Annotated in this window: 16 protein-coding genes and 3 pseudogenes; 15 read left to right on the top strand and 4 right to left on the bottom strand. The window is 59.3% G+C overall.

From position 1 onward, the window contains the following. Positions 1-183: 183 nt before the first annotated feature. Positions 184-1130, top strand: a protein-coding gene (locus ABID37_RS23700; RefSeq protein ID WP_354199359.1) for an IS630 family transposase whose coding sequence is annotated in 2 segments (ribosomal slippage) — positions 184-523 and positions 523-1130 — 948 coding nt in all. Because the reading frame shifts where the segments join, the coding sequence is not laid out codon by codon here. A 280-nt stretch (positions 1131-1410) separates the two neighbouring features. Further along, positions 1411-2628, top strand: coding sequence for an MFS transporter (locus ABID37_RS23695; RefSeq protein ID WP_354199357.1), 1218 nt, complete (start codon positions 1411-1413; stop codon positions 2626-2628). A gap of 82 nt (positions 2629-2710) precedes the next feature. Here ABID37_RS23695 and purU read toward each other — a convergent pair. From purU to ABID37_RS23680, 3 genes and pseudogenes are all read right to left on the bottom strand, one after another. Continuing rightward, positions 2711-2884 (bottom strand): annotated as a pseudogene (gene purU, locus ABID37_RS23690) (formyltetrahydrofolate deformylase); the annotation flags it as partial. A gap of 25 nt (positions 2885-2909) precedes the next feature. Further along, the gene (locus ABID37_RS23685) at positions 2910-3149 is read right to left on the bottom strand and encodes a hypothetical protein (protein ID WP_354199355.1); all 240 of its coding nucleotides are present in this window, start codon (positions 3147-3149) and stop codon (positions 2910-2912) included. A 781-nt stretch (positions 3150-3930) separates the two neighbouring features. After that, positions 3931-4770 (bottom strand): AraC family transcriptional regulator, encoded by an 840-nt coding sequence (locus ABID37_RS23680; RefSeq protein ID WP_354199353.1) that lies wholly within the window; start codon positions 4768-4770, stop codon positions 3931-3933. A 372-nt stretch (positions 4771-5142) separates the two neighbouring features. Between ABID37_RS23680 and ABID37_RS23675 the strand changes: the two genes are divergently transcribed. The 12 genes and pseudogenes from ABID37_RS23675 to ABID37_RS23620 all read left to right on the top strand — a co-directional run bounded on the left by ABID37_RS23675 (position 5143) and on the right by ABID37_RS23620 (position 16383). Continuing rightward, positions 5143-7479 (top strand): xanthine dehydrogenase family protein molybdopterin-binding subunit, encoded by a 2337-nt coding sequence (locus ABID37_RS23675; protein WP_354199351.1) that lies wholly within the window; start codon positions 5143-5145, stop codon positions 7477-7479. After that, complete coding sequence (locus tag ABID37_RS23670) at positions 7476-8357, top strand: FAD binding domain-containing protein (RefSeq protein ID WP_354199349.1); 882 nt, start codon at positions 7476-7478, stop codon at positions 8355-8357. Before ABID37_RS23675 ends, ABID37_RS23670 begins: the two co-directional genes overlap by 4 nt. Further along, positions 8354-8857, top strand: a complete 504-nt coding sequence (locus ABID37_RS23665; RefSeq protein WP_354199347.1) for a (2Fe-2S)-binding protein — start codon at positions 8354-8356, stop codon at positions 8855-8857. The genes ABID37_RS23670 and ABID37_RS23665 overlap by 4 nt, the downstream gene beginning before the upstream one ends. A gap of 133 nt (positions 8858-8990) precedes the next feature. Then, on the top strand, positions 8991-10208 hold the full coding sequence (locus ABID37_RS23660) for an ABC transporter substrate-binding protein (RefSeq protein ID WP_354199346.1): 1218 nt from the start codon (positions 8991-8993) through the stop codon (positions 10206-10208). A 98-nt stretch (positions 10209-10306) separates the two neighbouring features. Next, positions 10307-11176, top strand: coding sequence for a branched-chain amino acid ABC transporter permease (locus ABID37_RS23655; protein ID WP_354199344.1), 870 nt, complete (start codon positions 10307-10309; stop codon positions 11174-11176). Next, complete coding sequence (locus tag ABID37_RS23650) at positions 11173-12147, top strand: branched-chain amino acid ABC transporter permease (RefSeq protein ID WP_354199342.1); 975 nt, start codon at positions 11173-11175, stop codon at positions 12145-12147. Before ABID37_RS23655 ends, ABID37_RS23650 begins: the two co-directional genes overlap by 4 nt. After that, positions 12144-12911, top strand: a complete 768-nt coding sequence (locus ABID37_RS23645; protein WP_354199341.1) for an ABC transporter ATP-binding protein — start codon at positions 12144-12146, stop codon at positions 12909-12911. Before ABID37_RS23650 ends, ABID37_RS23645 begins: the two co-directional genes overlap by 4 nt. Continuing rightward, complete coding sequence (locus ABID37_RS23640) at positions 12904-13614, top strand: ABC transporter ATP-binding protein (protein WP_354199339.1); 711 nt, start codon at positions 12904-12906, stop codon at positions 13612-13614. Before ABID37_RS23645 ends, ABID37_RS23640 begins: the two co-directional genes overlap by 8 nt. Positions 13615-13655: 41 nt before the next feature. After that, positions 13656-14117 (top strand): SRPBCC family protein, encoded by a 462-nt coding sequence (locus ABID37_RS23635; RefSeq protein ID WP_435521631.1) that lies wholly within the window; start codon positions 13656-13658, stop codon positions 14115-14117. Positions 14118-14413: 296 nt separating this feature from the next. Further along, a complete protein-coding gene (locus ABID37_RS23630; RefSeq protein WP_354199335.1) occupies positions 14414-14722 on the top strand; it encodes a helix-turn-helix domain-containing protein in 309 nt (102 codons plus the stop codon). Then, positions 14673-15341 carry a DUF6088 family protein gene (locus tag ABID37_RS23625; protein ID WP_354199333.1) on the top strand — a complete coding sequence of 223 codons (669 nt, stop codon included), beginning with the start codon at positions 14673-14675 and terminating at the stop codon, positions 15339-15341. Before ABID37_RS23630 ends, ABID37_RS23625 begins: the two co-directional genes overlap by 50 nt. Next, positions 15338-16383, top strand: a pseudogene (locus ABID37_RS23620) (nucleotidyl transferase AbiEii/AbiGii toxin family protein). Before ABID37_RS23625 ends, ABID37_RS23620 begins: the two are co-directional and overlap by 4 nt. Positions 16384-16407: 24 nt before the next feature. On the opposite strand, the gene ABID37_RS23615 reads toward ABID37_RS23620, so the two are convergent. After that, positions 16408-16707 (bottom strand): hypothetical protein, encoded by a 300-nt coding sequence (locus tag ABID37_RS23615; RefSeq protein ID WP_354199332.1) that lies wholly within the window; start codon positions 16705-16707, stop codon positions 16408-16410. Between ABID37_RS23615 and ABID37_RS23610 the strand changes: the two are divergent. Further along, positions 16702-16856, top strand: a pseudogene (locus tag ABID37_RS23610) (transposase); the annotation flags it as partial. The gene ABID37_RS23615 and the pseudogene ABID37_RS23610 sit on opposite strands and share 6 nt — an antisense overlap. Between the last annotated feature and the right edge of the window lie 68 nt (positions 16857-16924).

Genomic DNA, 16924 nt, shown 5'->3' with positions numbered 1-16924 from the left:
AGAAACAGACCGTTGCCGAAACACAGGCGTAACCAGATTCCGACCTATCGTGACCGGATAAAGCTCTATTCGGCGAAGTTGCCGTTGCATACACTAGAGCGTTTCCCTGACTGATTGAATCGGATGGCTTTGCAAATCAGTCTGGTTCTGATTCAAGCTATCTGCCGATGGAGGTCGGCAGATATGTCGAGAGCTCTTTCCGTTGATCTTCGCATACGAGTGCTCGCGGCCGTTGACGGCGGCGCATCGCATAGAGAGGCGGCCGAGCGTTTCGGTGTGAGCGCAGCAAGCGTGAGCCGTTGGCGTAACCTGCGAACTCACCAGGGAAGTGTTCGACCCGGCCCACTCGGCGGCGACCGCAATTCCCACAAGACAGAAGCTCATGCCGATCTGATCATGACCTGGCTCGGCGAGCATCGGGACGGCACCCTTTTCGAACTTCGCAATGATATGGCTGCCCAGGGCATCGCAATCAGCAAGTCGGTGTTGCATCGCTTTCTCGTCCGGCACGACCAGACGCGCAAAAAAAGACTGGCCATGCGGTAGAGCAAAGCCGTCCGGATGTTCTGGAAAAGCGGCAATTCTGGTTCGAGGAGCAACTCGATCTCGACCCGGAGCGTCTCGTATTTATCGACGAGACATGGACCGCAACCAATATGGCCCGCACTCACGGGCGATGCCGCAAGGGAGAGCGGTTGCGGATGGGTTTTCCTCACGGTCATCGTAAGACGACCACATTGGTTGCGGGCCTACGCAACACCGGGATGGTCGCGCCACTTGTCATAGACGGACCGATCAACGGTGAATGGTTCGAAGCTTATGTTGCCCAGGTTCTGGTTCCGACGTTGAAACCGGGGGACGTTGTCATCCTCGATAATCTGTCCAGTTACAAACGACCGGCAGCAAGGGAATTGATCGAGGCGGTCGGTGCGACAATGATGTTCCTTCCACCCTACAGTCCAGACTTCAACCCCATCGAGAAGGCCTTTTCAAAGCTGAAGGCACTCCTGCAAAAAGCTGCCGAGAGAACCGTCACTGGATTGTGGGATCGCATCGGCAAGTTGATTGATCTGTTCGAGCCAAAAGAGGCTCAGAACTACTTCAATTCCTGCGGATACGATCCAACATGAGAGGGAAACGCTCTAGAAGGAACGGGGCGTTGGTGCCAAATCTTTCCCTTGTTTGACATAGGTATTAAACCATGACTTCTGAGAAGTATCGACTGGGCGCTTATCTTGACTCGCTCCCAATGAACAGGCGGCACTGGACGGTTTTCAGCCTCTGTTCGGCTGGCTTTCTTTTCGACGCCCTCGACTTCCAGTTAATGGCTCTTGCTGCTCCCGCGATCGCGAAGGAATGGAAGATTGAGCCAGGAGCAATGGGCTTTGTATTGTCCGCGACCGTGGTCGGATGCTCGTCGGTACGTACCTGTTCGGAGTTGTTTCTGATCGGCTTGGCAGGCGCTTCGGCTTCCAGATCACGATTGCCATTTTTGCAGTTTTCTGTGGACTTTCCGCCTTTGCTCAGAATGTCGAACAACTCGCTGTTCTGAGATTTCTCACCGGCATCGGAATTGGCGGGCTGGCCCCCGTCGACACTGCCATCATGACGGAGTTCATGCCGAAGCATAGCCGTGGGAAGCTGATGGCGCTTTGGGCGCTTTTCTTTCCGGCAGGCGGCGTCGTTGCGGCTTTTGCAGCTCGATTGATTGTCCCGGAAATTGGTTGGCGGGCGCTCTTTCTGGTTGGGGTTACGCCAGCGTTCCTTGTTTTGTTGATCCGAATGTTAATTCCGGAGAGTCCGAGATTTCTTTTGACTATCGGTAGAACAGACGAGGCGCGCAAGAGTGCCGAATGGCTCGGTATGAAACCGCTGTCGGCGGCAATGGCAACGGCGATTGTTAATGCGCAGCCATCGGCGCAACTAAAGTCGCGCAGCCAAGTCACCCTCAAGACGTTATTCTCGATGGATTATCGGAATAGGACCGTCATGCTGTGGTTGCTCTGGTTTTTCTGGAGCTTCTCATACTTCGGTTTGCTGCTCTGGCTACCCAGCCTGCTCGCTCAATATCACAACTTTGAGCCAACCGATGTGTTCACCTTCGTCATTGGTTTCATGACAGCTGGCATAGTCGGGCGGATCCTGGTTGCGTCGGTCATCGATAAGTTGGGACGACGATACAGTATCTTCTTGCTGGGGCTCGGTGCGGCAGTAATGGCGGTGGTGTTCGGCTACCAAACAGATCATACCAGCCTTTACGTTGCGGGTTTCATTTTTGCAGCGTTTCATGACGGAGGGCTAAGTGCAATTGCACCTTACACTCCTGAACTCTATCCCACGCAACATCGGGCAACAGGTGTTGGATATGCCCAGGCTTGGGGGCGCGTGGCCGCCATTTTGTCACCTGTTACCGTTGGATATCTTTTGTCCGCCGGGTTGATGTCAGTCTTCATCGTCTTCGGCGCGGGCTACCTGCTAGCGGCAATCGTTGTGTTCGCTTTCAATACTGAGACTTCCGGCCTAGTGCTAGAGGAGGCATCACTCGAGGCGGTAGGGAGCAACAAGCATGACGTCGAAACCGGTTGTAAGGTAAGCGAGGACGTGGCGGAGTTGCGCTTCGGGGGGTGAGGGCGGTACGGAGCCGGCTCATTGGATACCTCCCGAGGCCTACGGAAAGAAGCAACAAGGCGGAATTCTCGTTTACGTTAGGCTACCCCATGCGCTCCGAGGCGAAGGAGCCCGGAGATGCAGGGAAGACGACCGTCTTGTTGCCATTGAGGAAGACCCGGTTGTGGATGTGGGCGTGGATCGCCCGGGCGAACACTTGGCTTTCGACGTCTCGGCCGAGGCTGACATAGTCCTCCGGACTCTGCGCAGCCATGATGGTCTCCAGTCGAAAGCGATGAAACTCAGAGGGTGAGCTCGGGTAGGTCGTTCGGGCGCCGGCACGCCATCAGAGCATTAGCGAGAAGGCAGGCAATGGTTATTGGGTCGACGCCGCCGAGAACCGGCGTGAGCGCACTGGCGACCTTGGCAGCGCCGGCATCGATGTCGCCCACCAGCCGGGATTCTCTAACCCGCCTAGTTTGATCCAGTCGGGCTTCACAATGCCGAGCCGGCCCAGCAACCGTCGTGAAAATGGGTTTCATCCTCACGCCCGGGCGCTTATGTCGCTGACGAGCACGGTGTCGCCCTCGCACGCGAGGTCAGCGACTGGTTCATCCATCCGCGCCTGTGCACGGCGGATGACCGCAACAGACGCGCGCCGGCCAGCGTTCCAACCTGCATACCCCCCCGGCTGGAGGCGAGGGTGAAACTCATGACGAGCATCTCACTGATCCACTGTCGCCAGATCCGCTGACCGCGCTGACCGGAATGAGAGTGGGCCAGTTGCACCGCCTGTTCGCTGGCCAGTTCGGCGTGTCGATGTGGTCTTCTATCGGGACCTGCGCCTTGCCAAGCTGATGAGCTTGTACAGCAGAGCGCGCCTTTATTGCTGGAGATCGTCTTGGTGGCCGGCTTTTCCAGTGCGGCGCATTTCACCCGCTGCGTCACCGAGAAATACGGATTATCACCGAACCGCAAACGGCGTGGTAGCGCCTTCATCCGTACGGGTGGCAAATCCAGATGCGGGTTGACTGTACATAGCTCGTAGGCGGTGGTCCAGCGCGCAGCAAATCGGCGTCGGCGCTCATTTTTTCAAGTGAGCGAAGGTTTACCCTATCGTCGCTCGTCGGTGGCCTTGACATCAGATCGACTTTAACCAATCCGACCCTCGCGGAAATGTCGGTGACCACCAGTATGCAGCATCACCTTCTGGAGCAGCATACTGCTGGATTTCCACTGCGGACAAGGAGGGCAGCAGTTCGGTTTCAATTATACGAGACATTGAAGAGGGCAGACGGAGCCGTATCAGTGGGGGGCGAAACCTTATCCTCTGCCGATCCGGTTGCGCATATAAGCTTTTGGTGCTTTGCCGAAAGTACGCTTGAACATCAGCGTAAATGCGCTTGTCGATTTGTAGCCCAATTGCGTTGCGACAGCATCCACGCTGTGTCCCTTGCTAAGCTCATCAATCGCTGTCATCAGAGAAAACTGTTGGCGCCACCGTCCGAATGTCATTCCCGTTTCTCTCAGAACAAGTCGCCGTAAGCTCTTTTCACTAAGTGCAAGTTTGTCGGCCCACTCGGTGATCGTATCCCTGTTGTCTGGTCTCCTGGAGATTTCGTGGACGATAAGGCGCAAACGCTCATTGCGGGGAAGGGGCATAAAGAGTTGCTCAAATGGTAAGCCGGAAACCTGATCCAGAAGCACCCGCGCGAGGCGACCTTCGGCACTCTCTTCAATGTAGTCGGGCTGAATCGTCGCGAAGTGCTGAATGAGCTCGCGGACGAGCGGCGTGATCTGGAGCGTTCCGGGCTCCGTCGGCATCTCCGCGACTGCGCTATCGATGTAGATATAAGTCACGAAGCTATCGGGTTCGGCAAACGTCGCATGCGCCATTCCACCGGGAATCCACAGCGCAGCATCCGATGGGACAAGCCAAATCCCGTTGTCGAGTTCACAGATGACCGATCCGCGTGACGCGAGAGTGAGCTGACCCCGTACGTGTCGGTGCATTGGAACGCTCTGGCGTACATCTTCGATTTTTACCCTAAGAGACACGACAGAGCGATCCATCTCATCTGGATCGAAGGCCAGCAAGCTGGCCATCAAGGCGCCGTGACCAATATTCGACGTATTCTGGCCGGTTTCGCTTCTTTCCTCCATTAATCGCCTCGCGTATTCTCTAAAGAAACAATACTTCGTACGGGTGAAGCTTTCGGCAGCAGAGCAACAAAACTAAGGCGATACCGCCTGCTCGCTGAAATCTGGTCCAAATAGCCGCCTCATTAAAGGCGCCCCCAAACATGGAGATTGTATGATGGGAGCTTTCCATGATTCAATGTCATCGCTCATTTTGGCAAGCTGTTAAAATTATAGAGCTAAGCGCGCTTTTTGGGAAGTCCCGCTGCGCCCCATCGCGGCCAAATCCATCCGTTGGCGACCAGGATCGTTCAGCGTGCGCCGATTGCCCGGCGAGATTTACCTGCCTGGCGGCAATCGAATTTCTACGACAGCGTCGAAAGGATAGCCTAGCAAATGAGTGACCTCTTCATCGGGTCGGCGGTTCTTCGTGGCGAGGATCCGCGCCTGCTCACAGGCAAGGGGCGATATATCAGCGACGTTGCAGCGCCGGGCATGCTTCATGCCGTCGTCATACGCAGCGTTTATGCGCATGCCAAAATCAAATCCGTGGCTGCAAGCAAAGCGCTGGCCCATCCGGGTGTAGTCGCGGTCTATACCGCCGGCGATCTGGGCTCGGCGCAGATGAACCTGCCCTCCTTCGGCCAGTTTCCCAAACAACTCATGAACGAGCTCCGGCCGCTGGTTCGGGAGGCGGCCGTCACGACGCTTGCTTCAGGCAAGGTGCGATACGTCGGCGAACCGGTCGCGCTTCTTGTCGCGGAAGATCCCTACGTGGCCGCCGATGCGGTGGAGCTTGTAGACATAGACTACGAGCCGTTGCCGGTCGCAGCCGATGTGAACGCGACGAAGGTGCGAGTTTTCGACGATTGGCCAGACAATGTGGCTTTGGACATGGTCGTGGGCAAGGGGGATGCTGAGGCGATCGTCAATTCGAGTCCGCATGTGATCGCAGAGAAATTCTACAGCCACCGCTACACGGGTGTTCCGCTTGAAGGGCGAGGCTGTCTCGCGATCCCAGATGCCGGTGGACAAGGTCTGACGATTTGGACAGCCCATCAGATGCCTCATTTTAATCGCTCGCTGGTATGCGAAGCGCTGAGATTGCCCTCTTTCGCCGTTCGGGTTGCGCAACCCGACATCGGCGGCGCGTTCGGGCAAAAGGCAGGGCTTTATCCGGAAGATGTCCTTATCCCTTTCGCGGCCCACAAGCTGCAAAGGCCGGTCAAATGGCTGGAGGATAAGAACGAGCATTTCATGGCTTCAAGCCATTCCCGGGAGCAGATGTTCGAAGCAAGGCTGGGTCTAACCGAAGATGGCGCGATAACCGGCTTGACCTACAGCGCCATCGTTGATGCCGGCGCATATTTGACGTTTCCGGTCGTTCTTCCCTATCTGGGGTTCTGCCATCTCCTGGGTCCTTATCGAATTCCCGTGATCCGTGCGCACATCCAGTCCATTCTGACGAACAAAGTCACGTCAGCGCCGTATCGCGGCGCAGGCCGACCCGAGGCCGTATTCATGTTGAACCGGCTGATGGATCTCGCCGCCGAGGAGCTGAATCTCGACCCGGCCGAAATCCGCCGGAGGAACTTCATACAACCTGAAGAAATGCCGTACTCTCTCGATCTTCCCTATCGTGACGGATCGCCGATGGTGCTCGACAGCGGAGACTATCCGAAGGCGCTCGAGATGACCCTGGATGCGATCGGTTACGAGCGCTTTCGTGAGGAACAGCGTGAAGCGCTCAAGCAAGGTCGCTATATAGGAATCGGCATTGCGTGCAATGTCGAGTCCGGAGGGATCGGCCCGGTCGAGAGTGCGAGGGTCGAAATTGCGACCGACGGCACCATAGGAGTCTTCGTCGGTATCACCGACACCGGACAGGGCTCGAAAACCTCGCTTGCTCAGGTTTGCGCGGCAATTCTGAAGGTCGAACCCGGAAAAGTCCGCGTATCCACCGGCGATACCGCGGGTGTGCAATTCAGCCGTGGGACTTACCATAGTCGAGCGGCCGTGACGGCGGGCAACGCGGTCAATATGGCTGCGATCGCAGTGCGGGAAAAGGCTTTCAAGATTGCGGCGCACCATCTGGAGGCCTCCGTCGAGGATCTGGAGATTCACGGTGGAGATGTCCGCGTTGTCGGCGTGCCGGGCATGAAGGTATCGCTCGCGGAATGTGCAAAACTTGCTCTGCCCGAGGCTTCAAGACCGCCAGGGGTGACGCCCGGCCTCAACGAAACGAGCTACTTTGAAGCTCCGCAGGTCGTCTGGGGGAATGCAAGCCACGTGGCTACCGTCGAAGTCGACAAGGACACGGGGGCATTCAAGGTTCTCCGCTACGTCGTTCTGCACGATTGTGGTACCGTGTTGAATCCGATTATCCTCGAAGGGCAAGTCCATGGCGGTATCGCCGCAGGTATCGGCGGGACGCGCCTGGAGCAGCTCAAGTATAACGAAGAGGGGCAGCTCCTCACGGGAACGCTGGCCGACTATATGCTCCCTCGCGCGTCCGACATGCCGAGCATCGAACTGCTCCACTTGGAGACGCCATCTCCGCTGAACCCGCTTGGCGTCAAGGGTGGCGGTGAAGGTGGAACGATCGCGCCCCCTGCCGTGTTCGCTGCGGCGGTCGAGGATGCGTTGAGACCTTTTGGTGTCCGTATCACGGAAACACCGATAACGGCTCCGAAGATTCTGGCAGCGATCCGTAATGCGAAGGTCAAAGCATGAAGCCGCCCTCCTTTTCATATCTCCGGCCGGCCAGCCTGGAAGAGGCTGTTGTCGCCCTTTGTGAGTCTGGCGACGACGCGATGGTACTCGCTGGAGGACAAAGCTTGCTGCCGGCGATGGTGCTGCGCGTGGCGCGCCCATCCGTACTCGTTGACATCAGCAGTCTTCGCGAACTGCGACAGGTCGAGATTGACGATCAATGCATAACGATCGGCGCTGCGGTAACCCACAATGAAATTCTGCACTCCGATGAGCTCGCATCCGCAATGCCGGTGCTGCGAACAGCCGCCGGGTGGATTGCTCATTATTCAATCAGGGAGAAAGGGACGTTCGGCGGAAGTCTTGCGAACGCCGATCCTGCTTCCGAATGGCCCTGCATCGCCATTTGTATCGGCGCTACGGTCCATGTTGCGGGACGAGAAGGGTCGAAGGCGGTGAAAGCGGAAGAGTTTTTCCTAGGTCCGCTGACAAGCGCACTCGAGCCCGGGGAAATCATTACCCATGTCACTATTCCGAGATTGGACGATGGCGAGATCGTCGTCTTTGACGAGTTGGCTGCCCAGCACGGTGCATTCGGATATGTCCTCGTCGCCATCAAGGCGCGGCTCGTACGAAACAGGATCAAGGACATTCGCATCTGTGTCGGCGGCTGTGGCGGCGTACCTGAATTGGCGATGTCGCATGCCGAGGAGTTCCAGGAGGCGGAACTGAACGAGCAATTGGCTGTGCAAATGGCGGAAGTGACTGTAAAGCGACTTGAGCCTGACGGCGACAGGTACATCGCGTCCGACGATCGGCGCCAGATGGCGGCTGAACTGATCCGTCGCAATCTGCTGGAGCTTGGAGCGAAGCTCGGCCAGGGAAAGTTAGGTGCATGATGACAGTGCAAACCATCCCGATCACCCTTACCGTCAATGGCAACTGCGTCGCGGCTGAAGTCCCGCCCCGATTGCTTCTTTCGGATTTCCTGCGACACAATCTGGGTCTGACCGGAACGCATGTATCGTGTGAGATCGGCGCCTGCGGCGTATGCACGGTTCTGCTGGACGGCAGGCCCGTGAGGTCCTGTCTCACCCTTGCCGTGCAGGCAGACGAAGCTGAAATCGAGTCGGTCGAGAGCCTCTCGGATGGTGATGAGCTTTCCCCCCTGCAGGCGGCGTTCTGGCGCAACCACAGCCTTCAATGCGGATTCTGCACGCCGGGGTTCCTGATGACGCTGACCGCGCTTTTTCGAAGAAATCCGAATGCGTCGGACGAAGAGATCCTCGAGGCGCTGGATAACGTACTTTGCCGATGCACCGGCTACGTGAACATCATAAAGGCGGCCAAGCAGGTTCGCGATCAATTGAGTAGTCATATCCGCAAGCAACCGGCATAGAAGCTGCGGCTGTAACGCTGCCTGCGGGCCGTCCTGGTTCAGAATTCGCGAAGGCCGTCTTCGTGGAAGCATCGCTGTATGCGACGCGATGCCAAAAATTATAACAGGGAATACTTAACTTGGGAGAACAGGAATGAGCAGAAAGCTGAAATATATTTCGTCGCTTGCGGCGACGATCTCCATCCTTCTGGGCGACGTAAATCTCGCCATGGCGCAGGATACGGTCAAATTCGGAATCCTGACCGGCATGTCGGGCGACTACGGCCCGTGGGGGCAGGCCGGCCTGGCCGCGGCACAGATCGCTGCCGACGAGATCAACGCGGCCGGCGGAATCAATGGCAGCAAACTCGAGCTCGTCGTCGCCGACAACAAGTCCACGCTGGAGGGCGCGGTAAGCGGCTGGAAGCGTCTGGTCGAAGTCGAAGGCGTGATCGCCGTCGGCGGGATGGAAAGCGACGGCGCCCTCGCTCTGCTTCAGGAATCGGCAAATTCCAAGGTCGTCATCATGTGCCCCGCCTGCGGCACGCCGAAGCTGAAGACACTGGGAGGCGACTATATCTTCCGTCTCACGGGAGGCGATGACGACCTGGGCGTCATTCTGGCGCAGATCGCGCTCGGCAAGGCCAAGGATGCCGGGGCGATCACCCAGGGCGGCCTCGATGCGACCGAGAGCATTACCGGCGTCTTCCGCAAGTCGTTCGAAAAAGGCGGCGGCCAGTTCCTGAACGACACGCATGTCAGCGCCGACACGGTCAGCTTCCGCGGGGATCTCGACCAGGCCGTCAATGCCAGCCCCAACCTGCTGGTCTCCACCGGTCTCGAGGTCGGCATCCGCCTACTCAGTGACTACCAGCGCCGCAACTACCAGGGCACGATCTACGCGATCCCGGAGATCATCTCCCAGGAGGTGGCCGAGCTGGGGTCCGGGTTCTTCGACGGGCGCATTTTCGGCGTCAGCCCGACCTATGACCTGGAGAGCGCGAGCTACAAGAGCTTTGCGGAACGGTATTCGAAGAAGACCGGCAAGCAACCCTCGCCGGCCATGTATGAACCGAACTACTACGATCAGATCATCCTGTTGGCGCTGGCGGCGACCGCTGGGGACGTCACCGGTCAGGGAATCCGGGATAACCTCGTCAATGTTTCCGGTCCCGACGGGGAGAAGGTCTTCAGCTACGCTGACGGCGTCCGGGAACTGAAGGCCGGAAAGGACATCGACTACGAGGGGGCTTCCGGCCCCATCGACTTCAACGAATACGGCAATGTGGTGAGCCGCTATTCCGAAGTCACGCCGCGCAACGGTGAATGGGTCAACGTCTCGTCCGTCGAGCTGGATCCCGATCTCCGCTGAGACGGCTTGCCTCGGTTGAACCGGGGACGTTGTCGGCACACGGCGTCCCGTGTGCCGACTCCGGAAAAGAGTATCGCCCCCTGGGAGATAAGTTACCGATGCAATACATTTTCTTTGCCCTGATAACGGGCAGTACGCTGGCGCTGGCTGCGGTTGGTTTCGCATTGGTGCGCCAGACCGAGGGGTTCCTCAACATCGCCCATGGGCAATTCATGCTGCTGGGTGCTTTCGTGGCCCATACGCTGGCGACCACCTATGGACTCAACCTCGGCCTTGCGATTGCGATCACGGTGCCCCTTATCGGCCTTGCCGGTCTGGCGACGGCCTGGCTCGTGTTTTTCCCGCTGCGGGACAAGGGGCTGCTTGCGCAATTCTTCTCGTCCGTCGGCGTCGCGTTCATCGTTTACGGGATTGTAAGCGCCCTGTGGAGCGGGCGGGCGATCAAGGTGTTCCCGATAACCTCCGACTTTTCCATCGCGATGCCCGGCTTTTCGGCGACCGCCATCGAACTCGGCATCGTGATCGGGGCATGGCTGGCCGTGCTTTCCCTCCATCTGTTCCTGGCGCATACGAGGGTCGGAACGTCGATCCGCGCCATTGCCGGCAACGCGGAACTCGCTCGGGCGCGCGGCATCAATGTGCGCCTGGCCATCGGCTCGGTCTGGTTCGTCGGCACCGCCCTTGCCGGCCTGTCCGGCATCCTGATCGGCCTCATCGGCGGGGTCGGCATCGAGCTTGGGTGGCACTATATCCTGATCATCCTGGCGGTCGCCGTCCTCGGGGGCCTGCGCACCCTCTACGGTGTTCTCATCGGCGGGCTCCTGGTCGGCGCCGTCATCGAGTTGAGCACCCTCGTCGTGCCCAGCAAGTACGGCGTCCTCATCGCGTTCGGATTGATCGTCGTCACGCTGCTCGTGAAACCCGAAGGCATCGTCTCCGTCAGCAAGCGAAAGGAGGCCAGCGCATGAGCGGCAACCTCGTATTCCTGGCCGGTCTCGTCACCTTGGCCATGATCTACGCAACCTACACGATGATCCTCAACTTCGAGGCCGGGTGGGGCGGCCTTTGGGATCTCGGTTCGGCCGGCCTGATCGCGGTCGGAGCCTATACCTTCGCGATCTTCACCGCGCCGCAGGACGGGATCGTGTTCGCGCCGCAGCAGTCCCTGATCGTGGGCTGGCTCGCGTCGATCGTCGTCACCGCGGCCGTGGCCTACATCATCGGAAAACCCGCCCTGAGATTGCGCGGCGAGTATTTCCTGATCACCACATTTGCCTTCTCGGTCATGGCCATCGAGTTGATCACCACGGAATCCTGGTTGACCGCCGGCTCGGGAGGGTTTCGGACGATCACGCGACCGTTCGACGGTTATGTCGGCAGCCGGGAGTATAATTTCTTCCTGTGCGGCCTCTCGATCGTCGCGGCGTTTATCGTGTATCTGCTGCTGCGCCGCCTGGGACATTCCCCCTTCGGGCGCGCCTTGCGGGCCACCCGCGAGAACGAGGCGGCGGCCACCTCCGTGGGGCGCAACATTCCCGAAATGCGATTGAAGGCGTTCGTCTTCGCCGGCGCCTTGTTCGGCGCGACCGCGCCGCTCTACATCTTCTATGTGAGAAGTCTTTATCCGCATATGTTCGGAGCAACGCTGACCTTCACCTTGTGGACGGCGATGGTCATCGGCGGCATCGGCAATCTCAAGGGCGCGTTCATCGGCGCGCTGCTGCTGATCGGCGCGACGGAGGCGACCCAGTTCCTCCAGGTATCCGTCGAACATGCGAACGTCCTGGCGGCCGCCCGGCCCATCCTGATTGGCGTCGCGCTGCTGGTCGTCATCAGGTTCCGGCCGCACGGCTTGCTTCCGGAGACATTGGCTTTCAGGCAGCCGCGCGCAAGGGCGCTGGCATCCTGCGCGCAAGAGCAGAGGACGGTCACGCAATGAGCCCTCTCCTGAATGTTCAAAAGGCGTCCCTTCACTTCGGAAGCCTGATTGCGCTGGACGCTGCCACGCTGTCGGTGGAGCCCGGCACGATCACCGGTCTTATCGGCCCGAACGGCGCAGGCAAGACGACGCTGTTCAACGCGGTCACCGGATACGCCCGGCTGACGTCCGGGGAGGTGACTCTGGACGGGTCCCGGATCGAGGGGCTTGCTCCGCATGCCATCGCGAAGAAAGGCATGGCGCGCACGTTCCAGACCTCGGCGGGCTTTCCCAACCTGACCGTCTGGGAGAACCTGATGGTGGCTGGCTGCAGCCGGTCGTCGGAGAGCCTCCTCGGTTCCATCCGCGGGCGCCGAAACTGGTCGGACGAGGAGCATGCGGTCGACAAGGCCGCCGAATATCAGCTGCGCCGTCTCGGTCTCAGCGATCTTCGCGATCGCTTGCTGCGCGACGTGTCGATCCCCGATGCCCGCCTGGTCGAGATCGCGCGGCAGTTGATGATGTCTCCGAAACTGCTTCTGCTCGACGAACCCGCGGCCGGCTTCGGGCCGGAGAAGATCAGTCTTCTGACGCGGGTGCTGCGCACGCTCAACGAGCAGGGCACGACCGTCCTGATCATCGAGCACAATATCCGGTTTGTCGTCGAGCTTGCGTCCACGGTCTTCGTGCTGGCGCGCGGCCAGACCATTTTCGGCGGGCCGGCAAGCGACGTCACCCGCGACAAAGAGGTTCAGCGAAACTACCTGGGAGGCGCCCATGCTTGATATACGGGAAATCAATGCCGGCTACGGCCCCTCGAACGTTCTGCACGGCCTTAGCCTGACGATCCGGCAGGGCCAGCTCACGGCCGTCTTCGGACCGAATGGCGGCGGCAAGTCGACATTGGCGAAAGCCTTGGCGGGGCTGCTGCCGATCACCTCGGGAAAGGTTTTTTTCGAAGGCGAGGACGTCACGAGACTGCAGGCGGAAAGGCTTGCCAGAAACGGCCTGCTGCTGGTTCCACAAGAGGGAAACATCTTCGCCAATCTTTCTGTAGAGGAAAACCTACGTCTCGGAGCAGGGCTCAGCCGCAAGACCGGGATCGGCGCGGGGATCGAGAAGGCGTTTGCGATGTTTCCGATACTCAGGCAGAGGCGGCAGCAAACCGCCGGCACGCTGTCGGGGGGCGAGCGCCAGATGCTGGCCATCGCAAGCGCCATCATCGCCGACCCGAAGCTTCTCATCCTCGATGAGCCGACGAGCGGCCTCGCCCCGGTCATCGTTCACCAGCTCATCGAGCAGGCGGTCAAATACGCCCGCTCGGGCGCGACGGTTGTATGGATGATCGGCGACAGCGTCGACGCGATCCTGCCATACGGCGATAAGGCCGTCCTGGTGCATGGCGGGCAATGCGTCGGCCAATGGACGGCGGCCGACATGCCGAGCGGCGATCATCTCGCGGATCTCTACATGGGAAATCTGCACTGACCTGTCCGGTCAGTCGTTGTTCATTCCAGCACAAGAAGGGTATTCCCGTGGAAATAAGAGACGAGCACAGGATCGATGCGCCCGTGGAGAAGGTGTGGGCCGCGCTGAACGATCCGGAAGTTCTGCAAATCTGCATTCCGGGATGCGAAAGGCTTGAAAAATCGACGGACACCGACATGTCCGCCACGGTCGTCCTCAAGGTCGGTCCGATCAAGGCGCGCTTCGAGGGATCGGTTCAGCTTTGCGACCTCAACCCTCCCTGTTCCTACACCATCGTCGGCGAGGGCAAGGGCGGGGTTGCCGGGTTCGCCAAGGGGAGCGCGGACGTCACCCTGACGGAACAGGCGGATGGCGGAACGCTTCTTCGATACAATGTCAAGGTCGATATCGGCGGCAAGATCGCCCAACTGGGGTCCCGGCTGATCGATTCCACCGCGCGAAAGCTCTCGGCGCAGTTCTTCAGCAAATTCGTTAGCTCCTTGGATAAGGAGACGGCATTCTGAAAGGCAGGTGTCAACTAATGCGACGTGCAGTGCCATTAATGCCATTGCTCCCAATTCCTCTCTTGGGGCCATGTGTGGACATTCTCCGCATTGCAAGGACCCTACGACTATGACAAGGCACTCTACCGCCAGCGCCACAAGGTCGAGAATCCATTCGCCAAGCTCAAGGACTGGCGACGTGTCGATCGTGGTGATGATGCACCATGGCGAGCGGTGTCGTGGTCATCGCGAGGATCATGACACCGTAGCCGGTTGCCGCGCTGAACAAGGCGACCAGATAGGCAGGCTGCAGGACAATGGCCTGCCGGCATCGGATGTACCTGCCTCCTCCTTTGGGGCAGGAACACGCAGACCCGCCAGCACGCCGGCGCCGGCGAGCGACCGGAACTGCCGAAGGATCAGGAGATCATAAGCCTACTGCCGTGGTCCTTAGGGGCGTGCTGAATCTGATCGATGAAGTCGGTGTTCGTGAGCTGACCGGGAGAGAGCGGTATAGCGCTGGGGCGTCCTATGATAGGCCGGGCGCGCGTCCGAAAAATGTAGCATGTTTCGGACATGACGACTCTCGCTCAAGATACCGATCTGCGTTCTCGGCTGCTGGCTAGGGTCACCTCCCAGCCCGAAGAAGTTTGGACGCCTGGTGACTTCGTCGATCTCGGCGGTCGTGACGCCATCGACAAAACACTCCAGCGCCTCGCCGCTGCAGGTGAGCTGCGACGTATCGACCGCGGACTCTATGACCGACCGCGGCACAATACGTTGACCGGCCGCCCCACCGTTCCCGACTACCGCGCCGTGATCCGCGCCGTCACGCGCCGCGACCAGGCGCGTGCCGTCATTGACGGAATGAGTGCTGCAAACGATCTCGGCCTTACCACGGCTGTACCCGCGCATATCGAGGTCCTGGTCGATGCCCGGCTAAAGCCGATCAAACTCGGCAAGCAGGTGATCCACTTCAAGTTCGCCGCACCAAGCCGACTGTATTGGGCGGGCCGGCCTGCCATGCGCGTCGTCCAGGCGCTGCATGGGATGCAGGACATGCTAAGCCAAGACATCGAGCGCGAGCGCGTCCAAGAGGTGCTGCGCCGCCTATTTGCCGATCCCAAGCACGGTAAGGCGATCCAAGATGACCTTCACGCCGGTCTCTCCGCCCTGCCGATCTGGATGCAGGAATTCCTGCGAGATTTGATCACGCCTGCTCAGGGCGAGGCGGTGCAACGGTGAGCACGGCCCCCTACAGCCAGGTCATAAAGACGCCCGCGCGAGACCGCCTCGATCTATTTCTTGCAACCGCCAACCGCCTCGGCGCCCCCGTCGGCAACATCGAAAAAGGCTTTTGGGTCTGCTGGACTCTGAACGCGCTCTATCACGAGCGTCCCGCCACCGCACCGCGCCTTCTCTTCAAAGGCGGTACATCATTGTCAAAAGCTTACGGTCTGATCCAACGCTTTTCCGAGGATATCGACATCACCGTCTTCCGCGAGGACCTCGACGAACCTGCATCAGTCGAAGAACTCGAGGCGCTCTCGAACAAGAAGCGCCGCGCCAAGCTCGAAGCTATCCGGGACACGTGCCGCGCTTATATCCCCGGCCCGCTTCGGGAATTCCTCGCCGAGCAACTCGACGATGCCACCGACGGCGCCGGACGTATCGAGATTGACGACGCCGATCCCGACGGACAAACACTTCTGGTCTGGTATCCTGAGGTCGAGCCGCGCGACGATGCTTATGTCCGCCCCACCGTTCGGATCGAATCCGGCGCGAAATCGGCTCTCGATCCAAACCGAGCGGTCACGATCCTCCCCTACATTGCCGAAGAGGCCCCGACCCTCGAGCTTGCCGTCCCCGGCGTAACCACCGTGGAAGCCACGCGGACGTTTTGGGACAAGGTCGTCATCGCACATGGCTGCGCCGTTGGTATGAGCGGCGCGGCGTACTCAGACAGGAAGGTCAGCGCGTATCTCGGCACTATTACGACCTCCATTGCCTTCTCAACTCAGATGTCGGTCGCGTGGCCCTTGCGAATCTCGCACTTGGGGCCGATTGCGTCCGGCACGCAAGGATGTTCTTCGACCGGCCTGACTATGATCTGGCCTCGGCCGCGCCGGGAACATTTGCAATCGATCCTGTTGAAGGAATGGTCGAGGCACTCACGGATGACTACGCCAACACAGCGGCGATGATCTTCGGACCTGCACCTCGCTTCGAGGAAGTGCTCGCATCCGCAGTCGAGATCGAACATCGGCTTAATGAGGCTCCAAGCTGACGCATCCGCAATCGAGAGGCGCGCTCACTGCGCGGAATTCGTGATACTCGTCAGCTTTTGATCGTCGGGCCGACTCGCATGCCATTCAACGAGCAGGCTTTCCTTATTTTCCTTAACGGCGCGCAGAGCGGCGGCTCCGCCACGAAGCTTGCGTTTCCCGGCCACAACGCGCGGCTCATCCTCGATCGAGATGATGATGGGACCCTCGTCAAAGACGGCACGAATGAACGCATCGAACCTCTCATGCGGCATTGCATGGAAGTGATCGTCGATCAGCTGCAGGACATTCAGGGAAGGATTGACACTCTCGATCGAGCTATTCATGCGTGGTACCGGCAGACCGAATCAGTCGCCGGCTCGAGACGGTTACAGGCGTTGGTCCGATCACTGCAAGTGTGCTAGCGGCGACAGTGACCAATCCGTCGGCATTTTCTTCCGGACGCCAGTTTGCGGCATGGCTCGGCTTAGTACCGGTTGAGCCCGAGGATCGGAATAGCCCGCCAGGGGTTGTGAGCATGATACTCGATGTTCTGATTGGGAT

This window comes from Aquamicrobium terrae (genome assembly GCF_040545735.1).
GTDB classification, from domain to species: Bacteria; Pseudomonadota; Alphaproteobacteria; order Rhizobiales; family Rhizobiaceae; genus Mesorhizobium; species Mesorhizobium terrae_A.
Note: the sequence above shows the minus strand (reverse complement) of the source record. Positions and strands in the feature narration are given on the sequence as shown.